Here is a 21,461-nt window from a genome sequence, read left to right on the forward strand (position 1 = left end):
TCCTGCTATTTCTGCCATTAATAGCGGAATAGCAATATGAGTGAAGTCTTTTTAAACGTTAACTGAATGAGAGGTATCTATGCTGTGTGGTCGTCCTTTTCCTGTACATGTGTTCCCACAGATCATCAGAAATGCGGTTTACGAAGTAGAACAGCATACGCAGGCTCCCCAGGCTTTGATTGCCGCATCAGTACTAGGGGTTATTTCTCTTGCCTGCCAGAACCGGATTGATGTGTGCAGACTGAATAATCTGCGCAGCCCGGTATCGCTTTTTTTACTGACACTGGCGGAATCGGGTGAACGCAAAAGTACGGTGGACAAACTGCTAATGAAGCCATTGTATCAACTAGAAGAAGAATGGTTTGAAAAATATACCGAGGACCTGATTATCTGGCGGAGTGAGGAAACGACTTTTAACGTTGAAAAAAAAGCCCTTATGTCAAAACTGAAATCAGATATTCGCCGTAGCAAAGATCACTCCACAACGAATGAACGGCTGAAAGCGCTGCTGGCAGCGTACCCGAAAGCACCGGTCAGGTTTAGGCAGATATTCAACGATGCCACACCAGCGGCGATAAAAGACTATCTCAGTGGGCGCTGGCGGTCCATCGGGCTTATGTCTGATGAAGCAGGCACCATTTTTAACGGCTATGCGCTGAATGAACTGCCTTTCATCAATAAAATGTGGGATGGCGCAATGTTTCCTGTGGAAAGAAAAAGCGAGCCAGACAAATTAATCAAAGATGCCAGAATGACGCTGGCACTGATGGTTCAGCCTGATGTGTTTAAAAAAGGTTATCTGGAACGAAAAGGCGATACAGCTAAAGGGATCGGGTTTTTCGCCCGGTGTTTGATGTGTCAGCCTGGTTCAACACAGGGCTACAGGCAAATTACCAGCCCGGTTGTCTCAAGCGAGCATCTGCCGGTATTTCATCAACGACTGATGGAGATCGTTAACGAAAGTATTGCCAGAAATGATGAAAATGAGCGTCAGTGCCTGCGTTTCTCTCCCGAAGCTGAAAAACGCTGGCTCGAATTTTATAATAAAGTCGAGTCAGAAATGGGGTTGATTGGCTTCCTGTCCGGCTTTAAGGATTATGCCTCTAAAATGGCGGAAAATATGGCAAGGATTGCTGCGCTGCTGCATAAGGTTAATGGTGATGAAGGGGATATATCCCTTACTGCCGTAGAAGCAGCAGTAGAGATAAGTGCCTGGTATGTGGATGAGTATGTGAGAATTTTCTCTAAACCCCAGACGTTGCTGTTGGTCAGTTCAGAAGCAGATGAACTTTATTCGTGGGTAAAAGATTATTGCTACCGGTGTGTGGTGCCGTATATCAGGAAGACGACCATCTTGCAATATGGTCCAAACCGGTTCAGGAACCGGAGCAAATTGAATGAACTGCTGAGTACACTTTATTCGCAAAACAAAATACGGGCGGAGAAGAGAGGGAAAACCATTTTCATACAACCTGTCGATATCCTTATATAACGAACAGGCCAAAGATAGGATGTAATAATTGTTTTATTAACCGATTTTCATTCCAACTAATTAAAGAGTAACTTTTAATCAGTCATCATAGGCTGTAGCTATTATTTGTCTGAAATTCAGTGTTGGATAGTTATTATATACTGTAATTAACAATGCCTGTATATATCACGCTAATAAGCCATAGCCAGTAATACGATGACTGTTATCCATCGAAGGGGAATTATGAATATCTACGATAGCGAGTATGGCAGTCATGTTAAAAAATACAAAGAAAGGATTATCGATGTTATTAAAAAATCTGTTAAGGAACATAGTCGTACACTGGCAATACGTGTGGATCTCCATGATCCGATTATTCTGGACAATGGTGATACTATTTCCTGTAACGCTAATACTGATTCAGGTTCTATATCAAGATTTACTAATTCACTGAAAGCCAAACTGGCAGCAGATGAACAGCGTAAGCGCAAGGAGGGTAAACGGGTACATCCTAATACGCTCCGGTATGCGTGGGTACGTGAATTTACCAAGAATGGTAAACGCCACTTTCACATATTTCTATTTTTTAATAAGGATGCTTACTATCACCTAGGACATTTTAATCTGAATGAAGATACGTTAAGAACTATGATCACTTCGGCATGGTGTAGCGCATTAAGTCTGACTACTGAAGAGGGACAGCACTTGGTGCAGTATCCTTCTAATGGTAAATATACCCTGAATCGTGATCATATTCTTAATGATATTTATCCCGACGATTTACTGAATCGAATTGATTATCTCACCAAAGTGAAAAGCAAGAACTTTGATGACGGTTATAGAACATTTGGGAGCAGTAATAATTAACTGGCATTAATTAGCGCCCTTATCTCTCTGATAAGGGCTAGCTAGTATCAATAGGAACAATAATGATTATAGCACTATCATCAGTTGCCTTATTCCTCGTTTAAAGTATCAACAACTTGCTCTAACCATAGTCGGTCATCTTGACACCTTGTGAGATCATCTACTGGAATTACTATTAGCAAATGGTTGAACTCATGGGAAATACGTAATTTGTTACGCAACCGCCGTTTCTGTTCTTCAACACTTCCATCCACACGCCTCGAAATAAGTATTAATTTCCGTCCTTTATTCTCAACCAGTTCACGGAAAAGTCCATTAATATGGCTATCATCTTTATTAAATCCAAAACCTACAACAACAATAGCATCAGATTCAGCATAAGCATCAAAAAGACTAACGTATCGTCTTGACATAGTTACCGATGTTAAAGGCTTTAGACCGCTTTGCGTCAGCATGAATGGAACATGGATCTGACTTTGATCTACATCATCTGGATTTTCACAAGTGATAACCGCATTTTTATAAGGATTATAATAGTCATGTACACTGCCGTTCAGGTGAATAATTTGTGGTAACTCTATATTCATACCACGGAAAACCTCTGCCAGAAGGCTGTTATAATTAGCCGTACCAATGGCTGAAATTGTTAGATTACCATCAAATGTAGCTAAATCATGATAATAACCATGATCGGGAAGATTTTCGATAGATGGTGCCTGGGCACTAATATAATCGCGTGCGATCTTGAGGAAAATAACCATCCGAGTGAACTTAGCCCATTCCGTGGATGGTGAGAAGAGATATCGAAAGTGGTCATCTATCAATTTCTGGTAGTCGAGTACTGTAGTGAACAGATTCTCTAATACTTTTTGGGCTATGGCACAGAAAAGTGTAAGGGCTGTTGCATCTTCACCGATATTGAAATTTCTATTTTCTTCCAGCAATAGCTCTAAAGCTGTTGAACCAATGCGGTTAAATTCCAGACGGAACATGCCCGTAATATCATCGAAGATGGGTAAATCATCCGGTGCAGCCTCAAACAATTCCTGGTTTAGGCGTTGTACAAGAGATTGACCGTGTGCACCGACCAATAATTGCAAAAATGAAATGACATATCTTTTTAAATCATCATTGTTATCTGATTCTCGAACCACATCCAACATAGCAGAGTAATATTCGGACTCGAATAATCTAACATCTCTGGCTAGTAACTCGTTAAGGCGAATATCATGTGTATACAGACGCTCACCAATGACATGACCTGTCAACTCTGAAAATAAATTTTCTAATGTGGCTTTATCAATTCCTAGGGTTAATAAGGCATCATCACATTCTTGATCAAAACGGTTTAGACGCCGAATTATTTCTTCTCGTTTATATTCGATAGATGATTCAATAATACTGGAGAACTCGTTACGTCCAAAAGCATAAATACTTTTATCAGCATACCCCTGAGGTAGCCAATCATTGGCATAAGGTGAGCGTGAATCCACTAATCGCAGTTGTTGGCGGAGCTCAGTTTTATACTGACTTGGATCTTGTCTAAAAAGATCAATGGCAAATTTGCCTCCACTTGGTAAACCATACCCAATTTCCGCTCCAGCACCAAAAAAAAATCCTAAATTCATAGCCATTACCTACTTATTTAAGTTAACTAGTGGAACCGCTTATCAGTAAATAAAAATATTCTTTATAACTATGGCCTTTCAATTTATAAAAGGCCATTTTATATTCAATTTATCTTAGGATGCTAATAGTCATTGGCAAGTCCACTACTGAATAACGTTTCCGCATTTTCAGCTACAGCTATAGCACTTCGTACATCATGCCGTTTCAAATCTAACACCCGTAACTTACCCTTTACTTCGGCGACGGATTCGATTCGTCTGTAAGCACCAGGATGATGTTCGGCATATAGCGCCAGTCCTTTCAGTTTGGGCAAAGCATCAGCCAGATGTAGGCCATGTGGATCTACCAAGTCCACAACCATTTTGTCATCCTGTTCGGCAAAGAATAGGAAATCGGGACGAACAATCTTGTACTGTTCGGCTTCAACATAGGCGATTCCCAGTGACGACTGACCTGTGTACTGTGGATTACGATACCAGAAAGCAAATCCTTCACGTTTGGTTTCGATCTCAAAGACCTTGGTTTCCCAATGGTTCAACTGAGCCGGATAGTTCCCGCTTTCGTCACACAACAAATGGTGTTTCCATACTGGAAGGTCAGTTTCCTTCTCACCTTCACGCGCCCTGGTCATTTCAAATTTGTTCTCTGGCCTGACCAGATCCAGATCCTGCGGTTCGGTACTCATTTCGACGATTTGACGATAAGCCTCTTTACGCTCATCTTTCAACGACTTGATCTTCGATGTGTAATCGGCCAGCCACGCCTTTGCCAGTTTATCTGCCTCGGCATCGAAGTAATCCTGCACCTCCATCACCAGCCCCAGGCCAGCAAGGGTCACACGAGCTTCCATGATTGTTTCCAGGTACTCCTCTGCATCTTCTTCTCGATCCACGACCTTATCGGCAACATATTCGACATAGGTACGTGAAACATCCGGGCTGAAGATTCGTGCTGCACGCCGGTAGGCGTCATCAATCACCGCTACGTCCGCCTCCTCCCAGAATTCGTTGAAGGTCATTGCTTTGTTCTTCAGGCTGGCAACTACCGCTTTTCCATCCACAACGAGCACTGCATTGCGCTTGTTTTGGATTTTTTCAGCATTTTCTGTCTGGAACTTGTCCAGGACAGCGTGCAAAGCAGCATGGGCTTTTTTGACTGCCCCATCAAGAATTCCGTCATCAACCAGTTCCTGTGCCAGCGCGGTCAGACGTCGGGCGGGTCTGGCTCCTTTCTGTGGTCGGGTTTGCGAAGGTAGCGCTTCAAATACTTCCCATACGGCAGCTGAAGCCGCCGGGTTAGGTTTCATCTCCACAGGGTTAACTAGGACGCGTCCGCTTGGAGGAGAGGTATCATCGCCCTTAAACAAGGTATTGACGACATCTCTCACGGTATTGGTATTAAACTTAGGCAACAGGCATTCTACTGAGTTTAAGCGCTCATTACCCGGAATACGTCTTGCCAGTGGAGTTCGCACCATACGCCCCAGCAATTGTGTAATATGTGTCCTGTCGCTGGCCGCGCGGAATGAAACCATCACTTCGGCACGCGGGCAATCCCAACCAGTGCTGATGGCATCCTTAGCAATCAGTACACGTAGCCAGGCTGATTCCTGCACCCGCTGCGGTTCAATATAAGGTACCTGATGTTGGCCGAAACGTTGTGTGGTGTGTTCACCGAAAACATGAGCAACACTATCAGTGGGCAATTCAGGATAACGGGAGAATAACGTATCCAGCCAGCGTCCGACCTCGTTCGGATCTGGCATATTGGGTACCTGGAATACCATCAGAGGCACTACTTCGCTCACGGTTTCCTGCTGTCTTGCGTACTCTGTCCAGGCATCGGTCGCTTCCCTGAGTTTGTCGGCAGCACGGCGTACCCACACTGTATCGAAGTCACCAGCTTCATCCGGCACACCCAGAATGATATCGTCCTTGATAAGTCCCGATTCCTGCACTTTAGCGGGGTCAACCACTACATTCGGCAGTTTGACATGATGACCAGCATTCACGATGGCTTTGTCGAAACGTTCAACTGTTGCGGAGATCCCCCATACTACTGGTATACCCTTTACCCCAGCCGAACCATTGATGAGCCGTTGCACAATGGTACTTTTAGCTGCTTCGCTGGAAGTCGTTGATGAACCCATCCCCCTGTGCGCTTCATCCAGCACCAAGTAAAGTGTCAGATCCGGATCTTCGATGGTGTTCTGGATGGTATCCCACAACGTATAAGCCTGCGCATCAGGTGCTGCTTCGAAAAGCCCGCCTTTATCATCGAACCCGCGCACCAATAGGCTATTCTTGCCAAACTTCTGCGTGTTAAGGAAATAGATTTTCCCGGCCTGAAACTTGCGCCGACTGAAAGGGTGTTCAACGACTACCATATCGTTATAGTTGATACGGTCACTGGCCTCCATCAGGCGAAAACGGGTTTGTTCGTTCAGTGCAGGATCGTCACTGAACCAGATCACGACCGCACCGGGATCGGCATCGAAATTAAATTCGTCGTCGCCATGAAATAATGCTTCAAACGCAGCGGCAGCCATGACAGTCTTACCCGCACCGGTCACAGCCGTTAAAGAGAAGGCGCTCTTTTCATTCTCGTTATGCCAGTAACGGCGAGCCTTTCTGAGATTTACCAGCGAATCACGCACAGCATCGCGCTGGTAGTCCTTGAGAGTGAACTTCATTCTGTTTATTCCCCACTGATGAAGCTGAAATTTGTCAGGTACGATTCGTACAGACGCACAGGCTCAACGCCTTTTGGTAAACGTCTGGTGACAGCTTGGAAGTGACGATCATCGTCGGTGACGATGAAGGCCACGCGTACGTCATTAGCATGGCTAATGGCTTCAATGAAGGGTGTGGCCTGATCCATAGCCGACAGCAGGCCATAAGCATCAGTCACCGCCCATCCTTCAGCAGGCAGTTTGTCAATACGTTTGCCGCATGCGCCAGCGCGTAGCCACAGTAACGGCGCAATGTGAACAAAGGCCAAATTGTGGCTAACCGATTTCTCAGCTTCGTAGGTCAGGGTGAAAAATTCGGCGTTTTCCTCGAAGCCTTCAGACATGGGGAACTCATCGATAAATTTATAATTGCCCTTAATAGGTTGTCCTTTCGGCGTTTTCCCTGTGATGGCGGCCTGTACACGTGGTTTGGTTATGTAGTCACAAATGCCCCAATTTTCCCAGTCAGGATCTCCGGGGCGAAAGCCCTGTTGTCGCAATTTTTTCTGTTCGTCGGCAGCGACTTCGTTATTAGTGACAGAGATGCACTGACGATAGCCACCATCCTGCTTGTTTAGGCGCATGACTGCGTGGGCTGTTGTACCTGAGCCACTAAAGAAATCGAGAATGATTGCTTTGGGCTTGTTAGCAACAAAAAAGCGAAGAGCGTCCTCAACAGCATAAAGCGATTTAGGGAATGGAAAAGTCCTCGACGGTAACAAGGACCGAAGAAGGGCTGTGCCATACTCTGAGGCATTATGAGATGCAATTTTCCACTGTGAGGGGGCAACTCGTCGAGTATCGCGGCGACCTGTTGCTATTAGTGAGCCATCCTCAGCACGACCATGTATTTCGAAAAGGTCAGACAATACGGCTGCATACGCACCGTCAGGAAGATAATTCACGACAAAACCATAGGAAGTGGCTCGTCCTAGTCTAACCCTACCTTGCTCAATGCGATTTCGTAATTCTGCAGGCCCAACTTGCCATACACCTTCTGAACCATCTGAACGTAGAGGCCAAATAGTCGTCAGTCCGGGTCTGTCTTGTGGGAGTTCTGCTCCTAACGGAATGCTCTCGCCAATCTCAACAATTCGTTTTCCATCGGGAGTAGCATATATTGGGAAAAAAAGCCCAGGCCGCTCCGTACGGGAAGCGTGTGAACCACGTCGCATCATTGAGGTCCATTCTGGTGTCGATGGTGCTTTCCCTTCTTCATTATCCTCTACTGTACTTGAAGCAGAACTAGCCCAATCAGCACCAAGCTGAAGGCGTGCAGGTGATGAAGCTCCAAACATCACAAAATAGAGATATTCATCAGTACGTCGAAATCCGTTTCCACGAGAAGCTCCCTTTGGATTTATAACTGATGAAACCATCTGCACATTAGCTTCCGGAAATATTTGTTCCAGCAACATTCCCAGCCGCAGATATTCCTTTTCATCAATAGTGACGATCAACACAGAATCCGCTGGATTTAACAATTCTTTAGCTACCAGCAAGCGACGTTCCATCATCGCCAACCATTTGCTATGTCGATAGATGTCGTCACCTTCGACGTAGTCATTATTGTACTTCCAGTCTTTTGCCCCTGTGTTATACGGCGGGTCGATATAGATGGCATCCACTTTGCCCCTGTGTGTGTAGGTTAATGCCTTTAACACATGGTAGTTCTCGCCATTGATAACTGAGTGGAAAGGTTTGTCTCCGCCGCGTTGCACTTTTCCTGTACTAACCAGACCCGGCCAGATCGTGTCACGAAATTCAGCTATAACTACAAGGTCGTCAAGCGCTACATTCTGAGTTTCGATATCAGCCGCGCCCAGCAATTCGAGATTAGCGACTTTCTTCGACTTATGAATGGCTTTAACTTGCCACAGCCGTTGATCACCTTTCTTCGTTGACCCACGCTCTGGCAGCACGCGAACCTTGTCTCCCTTGCGAATAGGCCGCAATGGCAACTCAACAACTTCAGGGCTGTGTCGTTCAAAATTAAGCCCAAAGGGGAGACGTGACGATAGGATCTTGATTTCTCGATCAAGATCAGCGGCCAGTTGCGGATCTTTGGCCTTCGCTTGCGCTATTAAATCAGTCAGCCTGGACATATATTCCTTTTTTCTTATCAATTCTGAGCATTGTAGGTTCAAGCGTTCGGCTATCAGGGAAGCACAATACGTTGATTCACAGAAAGAATCAGAACGCTGAAAAATTGGCGGTAATATTAACACTAATCAACGACTTCATCGATCCTTAAACCGAGAGATGTAGGTTATTCCCGACATGCCTGTAGCCCAGTTTTCACTATCTAAGTGGCACCAGATAATCCAAATATTTTCAGACATATATCATTTCTCTGAACACAACCATCCATACGGCGAACTTGTCGGTTCGCCGTTGTTATTTTATTTTCTCTCTGGAAAAATCATGAGTAAACAAGAGGGTATCAATACCATCAACAAGGCGATGGCCGCGCTGCCTACACGACTGTCTGATACGATCCTAAAACATATACACTCGCTTACTGAATATGAACCTGTGATCGGCATTATGGGGAAAACTGGAGCAGGTAAGAGCAGTCTGTGTAATGCCTTATTTGCCGGAGAAGTCTCACCAGTCAGTGATGTTACTGCCTGTACCCGAGAACCACTACGCTTTCGTTTGCAGGTCGGCGAGCGTTATATGACGATCGTTGACCTTCCAGGTGTAGGAGAAAGCAGAGCCCGCGATACTGAGTATGCTGCGCTGTACCGTGAACAGCTTCCCCGACTGGATCTGGTGCTGTGGCTGATTAAGGCCGATGACCGGGCGCTGGCGGTGGATGAACATTTTTATCATCAGGTGATGGGTGAGACTTACCGGCATAAGGTGCTGTTTGTTATCAGCCAGTCGGATAAGGCCGAACCCACCAGCGGTAATGGTAAATTGTCTACGAAGCAGAAGCAGAACATAAGCCGAAAAATCTGCCTGTTGTATGATTTATTTCAGCCCGTACATCCTGTGTGTGCGGTGTCGGTTCGTCTGCAGTGGGGATTGCGGATAATGGCCGAACGGATGATCCGCTGCCTGCCACGTGAAGCCAGCAGCCCGGTGGTAGCGCAACTGCAACATCCCTTTCGCACAGCGACGGTCCAGGAAAAAGCGCGTGACGATTTTGGTGAAACCGTCGGGGCGGCGCTGGATGCGGTGAGTGCCCTGCCGCTGATACCGGCTCCGGTGCAGGCAGTCATACGCGCGGTGCGTGACACCGTGGTGTCGGTCGCCCGGGCCGTCTGGAATTTCTTCTTCTGAACCTTTAACGCTTGTCTGTTCTTTCCCGAGCCCTGTCGCCTGTGCGACGGGGCTTTCTTTTATTTGTTTTCCCGTTATGAGGAGTCTGCTTATGGCCCGTCTGGCTTCGCGCTTTGGCGCTGCAAATCTTATCCGTCGTGACCGCCCTTTAACCCGTGAAGAGCTGTTTCGCGTGGTGCCCAGCGTATTCAGCGAGGACAAACACGAGTCCCGTAGTGAACGCTACACCTACATACCCACCATATCCCTGCTGGACAGCCTGCAGCGGGAAGGCTTTCAGCCCTTCTTTGCCTGCCAGACCCGAGTGCGTGACCCAGGGCGTCGTGAGCATACAAAGCACATGCTGCGTCTGCGTAGAGAGGGCCAAATCACCGGCAAACAGGTCCCGGAAATTATTCTGCTCAACTCCCATGATGGCTCCAGCTCATATCAGATGCTGCCGGGGTTATTCCGTGCGGTATGCCAGAACGGACTCGTTTGCGGTGAGTCGTTTGGCGAGGTAAGGGTGCCACACAAGGGGGACGTGGTGAGTCAGGTTATTGAGGGGGCCTATGAGGTGCTGGGGATTTTTGACCGTGTGGAAGAAAAGCGGGATGCCATGCAGTCGTTGCTGTTACCGCCACCTGCGCAGCAGGCACTGGCAAAAGCCGCGCTTACGTATCGTTTTGGTGAGGACCACCAGCCGGTTACTGAATCGCAGATACTCTCCCCGCGCCGCTGGCAGGATGAGAGCAATGACCTCTGGACCACTTATCAATGTGTGCAGGAAAACCTGATTAAGGGCGGACTCAGTGGGCGTAATGCTAAAGGTGGACGGACACATACCCGTGCCGTGCGTGGCATTGACGGGGACGTGAAGCTTAACCGTGCGCTGTGGGTAATGGCAGAAACACTGCTCACGCAACTGCAGTAGACGTTTCATGTTGCCACGTTGTTAATATCGGACACCACCTGTCCGCATTACTAAATGTTCACGGTCCTCACTCCCCCGGGGATAGTCTGTAACCCCCGCCACAACTGACATTTGCAGAAATGAAAAATAGTTACTGCGGTGTCCATACCCTGACCGCGCCCCTCTTTAAAGTAATCACATCATTTTCAGTCAGTTAAATTTCCCGGAGAACCTCTCATGACACAGGCAGAACGTCGCCATGACCGACTGGCGGTCAGGCTGTCGCTGATAATCAGCCGCCTGGTTGCCGGGGAAACGCTGAGCGTGCGTAAGCTGGCGGCAGAGTTTGGCGTATCGGTTCGCACGCTGCGGCGTGATTTTCGTGAGCGACTGATGTATCTGGACCTGGAGTATCAGTCCGGATATTGCCGCCTGCGCACCGCTGGCAGTGAGATGCAGATGGTGCCTGATGTGCTTATCTTTGCCCACCGCAGCGGGCTGGCCGGGCTTTTTCCGGGTCTTGACCGCCGACTGGTGAATGCGTTGTTGATGTGTGATGAAGCACCCTGCGTTATACCACCAGCTAATCCGGCCTCTTCGCCGTCAGAGCAGTTGTCATTCTGGCGACTGGTTAAGGCGATTACTGACCGCAGAAAAGTCACGCTGCTTGCTGACGGTCAGCGTTGCGAGCGAATGGCTCCGTGCCGTTTACTCATCCACCAGCAGACGTGGTATCTGATTGCCGAGCATAACGGACATATTGCCGTGTTCACGCTGGATGAAATTCATCTGGTTCAGCCCCTGCAGGAGTCTTTCAGACGTAACGACAGTTTATGTCGTCTGGCTGAAGACCCGGTGTTCATTCAGGCCTTACCCCATTTTCGATTTATTCAGCAGTCACTGCTTGCGTTTGTTCCGGCTGATAACAGGCCGGAATAGCACAGCTTTTTATCCACCTGGCAGTAAAGAGGAGCCCGATGCTGTTATCGCAGTATCATCAAAAACCGGGGTATCCCGCCGACTCCTTGCCCTGATATTGCCCACTGATGTACCGGTGGGTATTATCCGGGGCATTTATGTATTCACAAAAACTATTCATCTGATTTCAGTAAGGAAAAAAATGAAACTGATTAAATTATTACCTCTGCTGGCAATGATTGCTGGCTCCAGCTTTGCTGCCTCACCGGAGAGTACGGTCAAAGCATCAGGCTGTCTGGCAGTAAACGATATGCTTGAGAACCTCAATTCGCGGGAGTCCTGTGTTTCAGTCAATATCACCAGAACCTTATCTGAAGGTCGTTATCTGGCGGTCGCTAACCTGAGTAACGGCAACATCTACCCGGTCCGCATGACCCTCAGTGACGGTGTCATTACCGCACGTCCGGATACGGATGAAATTGATAAGCTCAATCAGCAGCAGGCGCAGAAGCGCCGGGAAGAGCAGTTGCAGAAAAAGCTCGATTATTACAAAGCCCACCCACAGAAAGAGAGCGAGTTCGATAAAGCGAAAAAGACACATCTGAATCTTACTCAATATCACTCAGCCGCCTGCAGGGCCATTGGCGAAAAAGTATGGGACTCCATTCATGAAAATGTGTCGTGCCAGATGATTGAAAATGCGCAGCAGGTCAGTGATACAGAGCAAACGGGAACGGCCATTCTGCGGGGGCCAGGTGCGAGCAAATTTAAGCTCCCGGTGAAGTTCAGCGTGATTCAGGAGGATTTTATCCGTGTTGACGCCGATATTGCTCCGGCTGCGCTGGCGCAGCTAAAGGCACAGTTAGACGCGTATAAAGAAAAGCTGAACCAGCGCTAATGAACTGAAAAGGATAACAGTATGAAAATTAAACCCTGTTTGCCTGTCCTGCTGTCTTTTCTGGCCCCGGCCTTCACTCATGCAACAGTGACCGAACAACAGTGGGGTGAATGGTACGGCAATACGGGCGGCATGGAGTTTGCACTCAGCAGCGACAATCAGGCCGGAGAGAAGCTGACCATCAGTTGCAGCAATAAAAAGATGGTTGTGGCCTGGCTACACCCGAAGGAGGATTACCGCGCCACCTCTGATGAAGGAATGAGCGAAGTGTATCTTCTGATAAACGATGAAAAATACTCGCTTGAGAATGAAACTCTGCTTCCGGGTGAGGCTGTTCCGGCTCAGGTGGCTTTTGAAGCACTGAAGCACACAGGAGCAAAAGACAAACTGGCTTTCACTGCCTTTCAGTCAGGGGAATCGAAACCGTTCAGTGCCCGTGGTCTTCACGATGCGCTGAAAGATATCACCTGGCAGGATTGTCTCGATCAACCCTGACGGATTTTCACATAAGTCATTCGACCAGCCCTGTTGCCCATGTGCAACAGGGCTTTTTGCTTTTTGAGGTCATCATCATGCCTGAATCCCCATTACTACCGCCCGGTTCTTTCACCCGGCAGCAGGCCGAAGCCATTATCAGTCGTTACCACAACGTCACCATCGAAGATGACCAGACCACGCATTTTCGTCTGGTTGTGCGCGACGATGATGGCAGCATGGTCTGGCGTGCCTGGAATTTTGAGCCCGATGCCGGTGCAGGACTTACCCCATATATCCGGCGCTATGGCATCCGCAGGTCGTTACTCACCGACTGACAAACCCCATTCCCGACAACCATCTCCCGGACCATCCTTTATTACCCCACACGCCAGCCATCGCGGCTGGCACCTTTTATTGACGGAGACATTTACATGACAACAGCGACACAGTGCGACCTCATACCCGCTAACGAATCCGAATTTGAACTAACTGTAATGCAGGTATCCGACGAACAGCGTATTCGCTTCTGGCCGCAGCACTTTGGCTTCGTCCCGCAGTGGATAACGCTGGAACCCCGCATTTTTGCCTGGATGGACCGCTTCTGTGATGAGTACAGCGGTGGTGTCTGGTCCTTTTACACGCTCAGCAATGGCGGTGCGTTTATGGCTCCCGATGCTGACGGTGACGATAAATGGCATCTGTTCAACGGCATGAACGGCAATGATGCGGAAATGAGCGTGGAAGCCGCAGGCATTGCGGTCTGCCTGATTGAATACAGCCATCACGCCTGTCGCACCGAATGCTACGCCATGACTGAACACTATTACCGCCTGCGGGACTATGCCCTGCAGCACTCTGAATCCAGCGCCATTCTGCGCATCATCGACTGAACAGAGGAACAACGGATGAAACAGCTTTCCTTTTTACCCGGCGAAATGACGCCACAGGACCGGCGTCTCATTCAGCGTGCTCTCAGGGCTCTGGACCGGCACCTGCATGAACCCGGGGTGGCCTTCACCTCCACACATGCTGTCCGTGAATGGCTGCGACTGCATATGGCCGAGCTTGAGCGGGAAGAGTTCCGGGTGATGTATCTGGATAACCAGAACCGGCTTATTGCCCATGAGACGCTCTTTAGCGGCACGATTAACCGCATCGAGGTCCATCCCCGGGAAGTGGTTAAGCGCGCCCTGTATTTCAATGCCGCAGCGGTGATACTGGCGCATAACCATCCCTCCGGCGAGACGACGCCCAGCCAGGCTGATAAAGCTCTCACGCAGCGGCTGGTACAGACACTTCAACTGGTGGATATCCGCGTCCCTGACCATCTGATTGTCGGCGGTCGGCAAATCTATTCGTTCGCAGAACACGGTCTGCTGTGAGGAATTATATGAAAATTATCAGTAAGCGCCGGGCAATGACGATATACCGCCAGCATCCTGAGTCCCGAATCTTTCGCTACTGCACCGGAAAATATCAGTGGCACGGTAGCGTCTGCCATTACACCGGCAGGGAAGTTCCGGATATCACAGGAGTCCTGGCGGTATACGCCGAACGCCGCCAGGACCGCAACGGGCCTTATGCCTGCCTGATGAGTATCACCCTGAACTGACAATAAAGAAGGTTATCAATGAGCAACATCACATGGGGCCTGCAGCGGGATATCACGCCACGCCTGGGAGCCCGTCTGGTGCAGGAGGGGAACCGGCTGCACTATCTGGCTGACCGGGCCAGTATCACCGGTAAGTTCAGTGACGCCGGGTGCCGAAAGCTGGATGAAACATTCCCGCACTTTATCAGCCAGATGGAATTCATGTTGACCACCGGTGAAATGAATCCTCGTCACGCCCACTGCGTCATCCTGTACCACAACGGTTTTACCTGCGAAGCCCATACCCTTGGCAGTTGCGGCTACGTATACATCGCCATTTACCCTACTCAGCGCTAACTAATTTCACGAGAGCAAACATGAAACCTCAATCTGCAACAACTTCGCGGGTGTTAAAACTCTGCCTGTCACCCGTGGCTATCTGGCAAATGCTTCTGACACGCCTGCTGGAACAACACTATGGCCTGATGCTAAAGGACACACCTTTCAGTGATGAAATCGTTATTCAGAAACATATCGATGCAGGTATCACGCTGGCCGATGCCGTTAATTTTCTAGTGGAAAAAGACGAGCTGGTTCGAATAGATCGCAAAGGATTTAGCTGGCAGGAACAATCCCCTTATCTTCGGGCTGTTGATATTCTGCGAGCGCGACAGGCAACTGGCTTGTTGCAGCAAAGCCGTAACAACGTAGTACGGTGAATATTGCGTACAACCTTCCTGATTTAAATTTCTGAGCTTTCTCCCTTGTTTACATATTGCATAATGCGCCTGCCATTACCCGGCGGGCGCGTTTGCTTTTCAAGGACAAAATGTCATGCAAACTGAAGCTGAAGTATTAACCGATCATAGCGAGCTGATTTGCTCGACCAGTATTAAACGCATAGTGACAGGCCGTAATGCAGCACTTAAACAGTGTACTGGTCAAGTTAAACAGGACACTTTTTTCTCAGCTATCTGCTCGTAACGCACCGGAGACAGCTCCCCGTTAGCGGCATGATTTCTGTCAAGATTGTAGTGGCGGATATATGTCGTCACGTCCTGTTTCGCATAAGCCCGCGTCGGCTGGGGAACAAGCAACAGCCATTCATGTTTCAGACTGCCCCAGAAGCGCTCCATCACCGCATTATCCCAGCAGGCTCCCACATCTCCCATGCTGCTCCTGAGTCCGTAGCTGCTCAGAAGTGACTGGAACCGCTGGCTGGTATACTGCGAGCCCCTGTCCGTATGCACCACCAGACCCCGGGGTGGGTTCCGCAGATTATATGCCTTCATCAGCGCCCGGCAGATCAGCGATGCGCTCATGCATTTATCCACGTGCCAGCCCACTATCCGTCGGGAGTACAGATCCATTATCGCCGCCAGATACAGCCAGCCTTCTCCGGTCTTAAGATACGTAATATCGCTCACCCACACCTGGTCTGGCCCGGGTGGGTTAAAATTCTGGTTCAGCAGGTTCGGTGCCACTTCTGCGCCCGGACGCGGTTTCGTGGTGACCTTGTATGCACGGCGCTGGCGACAGACCAGCCCCTCTTCCCGCATGAGTTTCATCACCCGCCAGCGGGTGATGTTGATGCCTTCTTCCCGAAGTTTTTTGGCCAGCGTCCGGCTTCCCGCACCCTGTCTGCTGGCGGCAAACAGGGCCTTTAACCTGACACGAGTTTCCACGTCTTTCTCCGGAGGCTCAGCGGGCTTTTTTCGCCATGCATACCAGGCTGAGACCGTCACCCGCATCACCCGACAAAGCAGGCGAACACTGAAGTCAGTGGTATTGTCACGGATAAAGCGGTATCTCACGACATATGCTTCGCGAAGAAGGCACTCGCCTTTTTTAGTATTTCCTTCTCAAGGCGTAATTCTTTGTTTTCTTTACGCAATCGCTTTAACTCTGCCCGTTCATCATCACTGAGTACTCCGTCGCTCTGATTGCGTGCCAGCGTTACCCATGTATGCAGGGTTTTGTCGCTTATTCCCAGCGATGCTGCCGCTTTAGCTACCGTATAGCTTTGCTCTGTCACCAGGGCTATCGCTTCCTTTTTAAACTCAGGGGTAAATTTTCGTTTCTGGTTCACTAAACACCTCCATTTTGGATGTAAGTTTAGTGTCCTGATTATTCGACCACATCACAGATTGAACAACTCATTGAGCAGCTTGATGCCATTTCACGGCAAACCTCAGAAATTGGCGGGGGTACAGCGCAAGACTGGGCGATGAAATCCGGGCATCGTTACGATAGCTGGCTGACTGAGAAGGCTGATAAAGCGATGCCTGCCGTCACCCGTACAATACTACTCGGTTGTTGGAACATATTCGGGACAACCTTTCGAAGGATGTTTACGAAGATGATTTCTTCAGTATCCGTTACTTTCAGAAAGGAACCGCGCACATCACTTTTAAGCGCTACGATCTGACAGAAAAGATGAATGATATCGTGGCGAAGCACTATCCAAGGATTCTGGCAGCGAGATGAACAGGGTAGGGAAGCAATTCCTTACCTGACCCATTACCTGACCCGATTCGTATAAAACGAAAAAGGAGTCAGATGATTTCTCATCTAACTCCTTGTTTTATCTGGTGGCCCCTGCTGGACTTGAACCAGCGACCAAGCGATTATGAGTCGCGTGCTCTAACCAACTGAGCTAAGGGGCCAGACTTGGGCGCTGATTATACGGTAGTTTTTATCCTGCGGTCTAGAGCTGAAGAATCAGATGGGTGTTTTATGCGCAAAATTAAGGTTTTTTACGGGCATAGCAGGTTGGTGGCGCAGATATCAGCTAAATATTGGCTACTTGGCTAAAAAGAAAAACCCCGGCATGCCGGGGTTTTTTGTGTGCTTATCACTGCAACTGACGATTAATCGTCAAGGAAGCTGCGTAGCACTTCAGAACGGCTCGGATGGCGTAGTTTACGCAATGCCTTCGCTTCGATCTGACGGATACGTTCACGGGTTACGTCGAACTGTTTGCCCACTTCTTCCAATGTGTGGTCAGTGTTCATATCGATACCGAAGCGCATACGCAGAACTTTCGCTTCACGCGCTGTCAGGCCAGCTAACACGTCGTGAGTTGCAGAACGCAGGCTCTCAGAGGTCGCAGAGTCCAGCGGCAGCTCCAGAGTGGTATCTTCAATGAAATCGCCCAGATGTGAATCTTCGTCATCACCAATTGGGGTTTCCATTGAGATTGGCTCTTTCGCAATCTTCAGCACTTTACGAATCTTGTCTTCCGGCATCAGCATACGTTCAGCCAGCTCTTCTGGCGTTGGCTCACGGCCCATCTCTTGCAGCATCTGGCGTGAAATACGGTTGAGTTTGTTAATAGTCTCAATCATATGCACCGGAATACGGATGGTGCGTGCCTGATCCGCGATAGAGCGGGTGATTGCCTGACGAATCCACCAAGTGGCATAAGTTGAGAACTTATAACCGCGACGGTATTCGAATTTATCTACTGCTTTCATCAAACCGATGTTGCCTTCCTGAATTAAATCAAGGAATTGCAGACCACGGTTGGTGTATTTTTTCGCAATAGAGATAACCAGACGCAGGTTAGCCTCAACCATTTCTTTCTTGGCACGACGCGCTTTCGCTTCACCGATAGACATACGGCGGTTGATGTCTTTCACTTGCTCAATTGTCAGACCGGTTTCTTCTTCGATCTGGCGCAGTTTCTGCAAGCTACGTTGAACATCATCCGATACATCTTTCAGTTTTTCAGACCATGGTTTACCCATGGCAATTGCAGCCGCAAACCAGGTATCGCTGGTTTCGTTGCTAGCAAACAGAGTCACGAAGTTTTTCTTCGGCATTTTGCACTGTTCAACACACAGTTTCATGATGATACGTTCTTGAGTACGAACGCGGTCCATCATGGCACGCATGTTATTGACCAGATAGTCGAACTGCTTCGGTACCAAGCGGAACTGCTTGAACACTTCAGAAAGCTTCAGAATCTCAGCAGCAGCATTAGCATGGCTGCGGCCGTTTTTCTTGATTTCCATGCGCGCGTTTTCATACTGCTCACGCAATTCGCTGAATTTCTGACGTGCCAGCTCTGGATCGATGCTGTTGTCGTCTTCTTCTTCTTCTTCGTCTTCATCTTCGTCGTCGTCATCATCCATCTCTTCGGTGGATAATTCAGAACCAACGTGAGTTGCTGTCGGTGCAATATCTTCTTCGGCATTTGGATCAACAAAGCCGGTGATCAGGTCAGATAAACGGGATTCACCCGCTTCGACGCGATCATATTGTTCCAGCAGATAAGTAATTGCTTCAGGGTACTCAGCAACAGAACACTGCACCTGATTGATACCGTCTTCGATACGTTTGGCAATATCAATCTCGCCTTCACGCGTCAATAGCTCAACGGTACCCATTTCGCGCATATACATACGCACCGGGTCGGTTGTACGCCCGATTTCGGATTCAACACTGGACAACACCTGTGCAGCAGCTTCAGCCGCGTCATCGTCGGTATCAGTGGTGTTCTCGGCCAGCATTAAATCATCGGCATCAGGCGCTTCTTCCAGCACCTGTATGCCCATGTCATTAATCATCTGGATGATGTCTTCGATCTGATCGGAATCGACGATATCTTCCGGCAGATGGTCATTGACCTCAGCATAGGTCAGATAGCCTTGCTCCTTACCACGGGTGACAAGTAGCTTCAGCTGTGACTGCGGGTTTTGCTCCATAAGACGGTATCCACACTTCAGAGTATTTGGGTTGGTGTCGGTCGGCGAAACCGCCAACAATAGCATTTGGGGCTGTTTTTTTTGTCGCCGCTGCCCGCTATGACGGCATATTGTGGGGATTCGCCCCCACATTTATCGGCACTTAAGCCGTTAGGTATTTCATTTTTTTCTGGCTAAAGCCAGATTCAAAGACCAAAGCTCTTTACGTTCTTCGGCGTTTAATCCATGTGTACGATCACGCGCTATTAGTGTTTCCTGACGTTGCTCCAATATGGAGTCATACAGGCTGGTTAGCGTGTCGACAAAAGTCTGTTCGACCATGTCCTCAACAATCATGTGGTTCCATGTTGCGAGAGTTTCAAGCTGTTGGCTGAATTTATTATCACGATACAGTTCCAATAACTGACCGGTTGTCAGCCCCGGTTGGGCTAAACAAGTCTCAACCAACTCAATAAATAACGGTAAACCGGCTAACTTGGCTTGCTCAACACCCTGCAATGAGGGGATAAGTGTAGCCAGTTGTGGGTTTTGTACCAGTAGCCCTATAAGTATACGCATGGTTGTGCGTTTTAGCTGGGGCGGCTGGTAGCTATTTATGTTTTCAGCCTGTTTCGGCATCAGCTTGTCAAGCTGGCTGTCATCGAGCAAACCTAACTTGTTACCTAGCTGTTGGCGTAGGTAAAGACGCAAAGTTTCACCTGGTACTTGGCTTATCAAAGGGAGTGCCAGCGTGCTTAATTTGGCGCGCCCGTCTGGACTGCTCAAATCAACCTGCGGCATCAATGTTTCGAACAAGAAAGTTGAGAGTGGCTGCGCCTCCTCCATCCGCCGTTCGAATGCATCTTTCCCTTCTTTACGTACCAGAGTGTCCGGGTCTTCGCCATCGGGCAAAAACATAAAGCGTAGTTGACGTCCATCATTTAGATAGGGCAGTGCCGTCTCTAATGCGCGCCAGGCTGCATCTCTACCGGCCCGATCTCCGTCATAACAACAAATTACGTTATCAGTCGCGCGGAATAATAATTGAATATGCTCCGCGGTCGTGGCTGTACCCAGTGAGGCAACAGCATAATCGATACCAAATTGCGCCAGTGCCACCACATCCATATAACCTTCAACCACGAGTAGCCGGGTTGGGTTAGGGTGGTTCACTTGCGCTTCATACAAGCCGTATAACTGGCGGCCCTTATGAAAAATTTCTGTTTCCGGGGAGTTGAGGTATTTCGGCACTCCGTCACCCAGAATTCGCCCACCAAAGGCGATAACCCGCCCGCGTTTATCGCGGATAGGGAACATGACGCGCTCACGAAAACGATCGTAAGTTCGCCCTGTATCATTAGTCACCAACATCCCAGCATCGTTCAGCGCAGTGCGGCTCTCACCATCACGACCAAAACGTTTTAAGGCATTGTCCCAACCAGGAGGGGCAAAACCGATAGCAAAATGTTGGATGATTTCTTCACTCAAACCGCGACGTTTAAGGTATTCGCGCGCCTGATTGGCTGTCTGGCCTTTGAGTGACTGTTGATAGAATGCACTCAGGCTTTCCATCAGTTGATAAAGACTTTGTCGTTGATGACGCTCAATCTGTGTGGTGCCGGTTCCTGCCTCGTAAGGCACTTCCAGCCCGTGCATAGTGGCTAATTCCTCGATACTCTCGACAAATTCAAGTCGATCGTAATTCATCAAGAAATCGACAGCATTACCATGAGCACCACAGCCGAAACAGTGATAAAACTGCTTTTCGCCATTAACGGTGAATGAGGGAGTTTTCTCATGATGGAACGGACAGCACGCGTGATAATTTTTGCCTTGCTTCTTTAGCTTTACCCTAGCATCGATCAGATCGACGATGTCGGTACGAGCCAGCAAGTCATTGATAAATACCCGTGGAATTCGTCCAGCCATAAGCCCCTATTCGGTCAGTCCATAAACGAGAACAAGCCGCGCATTCCTTTCGGAAAGCACGGCCTTCGTATGCAACTACTCG

At 48.7% G+C, this 21,461-nt stretch carries 19 protein-coding genes, 1 tRNA gene and 2 pseudogenes; 15 read left to right on the plus strand and 7 right to left on the minus strand.

What is annotated here, in order from left to right; genetic code table 11:
- Positions 1–79: 79 nt before the first annotated feature.
- Both N0H69_RS05895 and N0H69_RS05900 read left to right on the plus strand, forming a co-directional pair.
- A complete protein-coding gene (locus N0H69_RS05895) occupies positions 80–1,492 on the plus strand; it encodes a YfjI family protein (protein ID WP_151419907.1) in 1,413 nt (470 codons plus the stop codon).
- 222 nt (positions 1,493–1,714) lie between these two features.
- A complete protein-coding gene (locus N0H69_RS05900) occupies positions 1,715–2,338 on the plus strand; it encodes an inovirus Gp2 family protein (protein WP_145538382.1) in 624 nt (207 codons plus the stop codon).
- Between the two features lie 89 nt (positions 2,339–2,427).
- On the opposite strand, the gene N0H69_RS05905 is transcribed toward N0H69_RS05900, so the two are convergent.
- From N0H69_RS05905 to N0H69_RS05915, 3 genes are all read right to left on the minus strand, one after another.
- Positions 2,428–3,966 carry a hypothetical protein gene (locus N0H69_RS05905; RefSeq protein ID WP_151419908.1) on the minus strand — a complete coding sequence of 513 codons (1,539 nt, stop codon included), beginning with the start codon at positions 3,964–3,966 and terminating at the stop codon, positions 2,428–2,430.
- A gap of 122 nt (positions 3,967–4,088) precedes the next feature.
- A complete protein-coding gene (locus N0H69_RS05910; protein ID WP_151419909.1) occupies positions 4,089–6,659 on the minus strand; it encodes a DEAD/DEAH box helicase in 2,571 nt (856 codons plus the stop codon).
- Positions 6,660–6,664: 5 nt separating this feature from the next.
- Positions 6,665–8,803, minus strand: coding sequence for a site-specific DNA-methyltransferase (locus N0H69_RS05915; protein WP_259705573.1), 2,139 nt, complete (start codon positions 8,801–8,803; stop codon positions 6,665–6,667).
- 358 nt (positions 8,804–9,161) lie between these two features.
- On the opposite strand from N0H69_RS05915, the gene N0H69_RS05920 reads away from it, so the two are divergent.
- The 12 genes and pseudogenes from N0H69_RS05920 to N0H69_RS05975 form a co-directional block, all read left to right on the plus strand.
- The gene (locus N0H69_RS05920; protein WP_375541937.1) at positions 9,162–9,986 is read left to right on the plus strand and encodes a GTPase family protein; all 825 of its coding nucleotides are present in this window, start codon (positions 9,162–9,164) and stop codon (positions 9,984–9,986) included.
- Between the two features lie 91 nt (positions 9,987–10,077).
- Positions 10,078–10,899 (plus strand): DUF932 domain-containing protein, encoded by an 822-nt coding sequence (locus tag N0H69_RS05925; protein WP_151419910.1) that lies wholly within the window; start codon positions 10,078–10,080, stop codon positions 10,897–10,899.
- A 216-nt stretch (positions 10,900–11,115) separates the two neighbouring features.
- The gene (locus N0H69_RS05930) at positions 11,116–11,817 is read left to right on the plus strand and encodes a DeoR family transcriptional regulator (protein ID WP_151419911.1); all 702 of its coding nucleotides are present in this window, start codon (positions 11,116–11,118) and stop codon (positions 11,815–11,817) included.
- 181 nt (positions 11,818–11,998) lie between these two features.
- Positions 11,999–12,694, plus strand: a complete 696-nt coding sequence (locus tag N0H69_RS05935; RefSeq protein WP_151419912.1) for a hypothetical protein — start codon at positions 11,999–12,001, stop codon at positions 12,692–12,694.
- 21 nt (positions 12,695–12,715) lie between these two features.
- Positions 12,716–13,189, plus strand: a complete 474-nt coding sequence (locus tag N0H69_RS05940; RefSeq protein ID WP_151419913.1) for a hypothetical protein — start codon at positions 12,716–12,718, stop codon at positions 13,187–13,189.
- Positions 13,190–13,266: 77 nt separating this feature from the next.
- Positions 13,267–13,506: a DUF905 domain-containing protein gene (locus tag N0H69_RS05945; protein ID WP_151419914.1), complete on the plus strand. Its 240-nt coding sequence runs from the start codon at positions 13,267–13,269 to the stop codon at positions 13,504–13,506.
- A 96-nt stretch (positions 13,507–13,602) separates the two neighbouring features.
- Positions 13,603–14,061 (plus strand): antirestriction protein, encoded by a 459-nt coding sequence (locus N0H69_RS05950; protein WP_128451210.1) that lies wholly within the window; start codon positions 13,603–13,605, stop codon positions 14,059–14,061.
- Between the two features lie 15 nt (positions 14,062–14,076).
- A complete protein-coding gene (radC, locus tag N0H69_RS05955) occupies positions 14,077–14,553 on the plus strand; it encodes a RadC family protein (RefSeq protein ID WP_151419915.1) in 477 nt (158 codons plus the stop codon).
- 8 nt (positions 14,554–14,561) lie between these two features.
- A complete protein-coding gene (locus N0H69_RS05960) occupies positions 14,562–14,783 on the plus strand; it encodes a DUF987 domain-containing protein (protein ID WP_100188781.1) in 222 nt (73 codons plus the stop codon).
- 18 nt (positions 14,784–14,801) lie between these two features.
- Positions 14,802–15,119, plus strand: coding sequence for a type IV toxin-antitoxin system YeeU family antitoxin (locus N0H69_RS05965; RefSeq protein WP_151419916.1), 318 nt, complete (start codon positions 14,802–14,804; stop codon positions 15,117–15,119).
- Positions 15,120–15,139: 20 nt separating this feature from the next.
- Positions 15,140–15,481, plus strand: a complete 342-nt coding sequence (locus N0H69_RS05970) for a TA system toxin CbtA family protein (protein WP_151419917.1) — start codon at positions 15,140–15,142, stop codon at positions 15,479–15,481.
- A gap of 115 nt (positions 15,482–15,596) precedes the next feature.
- Positions 15,597–15,695, plus strand: a pseudogene (locus tag N0H69_RS05975) (DUF4942 domain-containing protein); the annotation flags it as partial.
- 8 nt (positions 15,696–15,703) lie between these two features.
- Here N0H69_RS05975 and N0H69_RS05980 read toward each other — a convergent pair.
- Positions 15,704–16,890, minus strand: a protein-coding gene (locus N0H69_RS05980) for an IS3 family transposase (protein WP_375541938.1) whose coding sequence is annotated in 2 segments (ribosomal slippage) — positions 15,704–16,614 and positions 16,614–16,890 — 1,188 coding nt in all. Because the reading frame shifts where the segments join, the coding sequence is not laid out codon by codon here.
- Positions 16,891–16,905: 15 nt separating this feature from the next.
- On the opposite strand from N0H69_RS05980, the pseudogene N0H69_RS05985 reads away from it, so the two are divergent.
- A pseudogene (locus N0H69_RS05985) lies at positions 16,906–17,249 on the plus strand (DUF4942 domain-containing protein); the annotation flags it as partial.
- A gap of 102 nt (positions 17,250–17,351) precedes the next feature.
- On the opposite strand, the gene N0H69_RS05990 reads toward N0H69_RS05985, so the two are convergent.
- The 3 genes from N0H69_RS05990 to dnaG all read right to left on the minus strand — a co-directional run bounded on the left by N0H69_RS05990 (position 17,352) and on the right by dnaG (position 21,379).
- A tRNA-Ile gene (locus tag N0H69_RS05990) sits at positions 17,352–17,428 on the minus strand.
- Positions 17,429–17,632: 204 nt separating this feature from the next.
- Complete coding sequence (gene rpoD, locus N0H69_RS05995) at positions 17,633–19,471, minus strand: RNA polymerase sigma factor RpoD (protein WP_050150739.1); 1,839 nt, start codon at positions 19,469–19,471, stop codon at positions 17,633–17,635.
- A 159-nt stretch (positions 19,472–19,630) separates the two neighbouring features.
- Entirely contained in the window at positions 19,631–21,379 is a 1,749-nt protein-coding gene (gene dnaG, locus N0H69_RS06000) for a DNA primase (protein WP_050108655.1), read from the minus strand.
- Positions 21,380–21,461 lie beyond the last annotated feature (82 nt).

Origin of the sequence: Yersinia alsatica (assembly GCF_025133195.1) — a bacterium.
GTDB lineage: Bacteria > Pseudomonadota > Gammaproteobacteria > Enterobacterales > Enterobacteriaceae > Yersinia > Yersinia alsatica.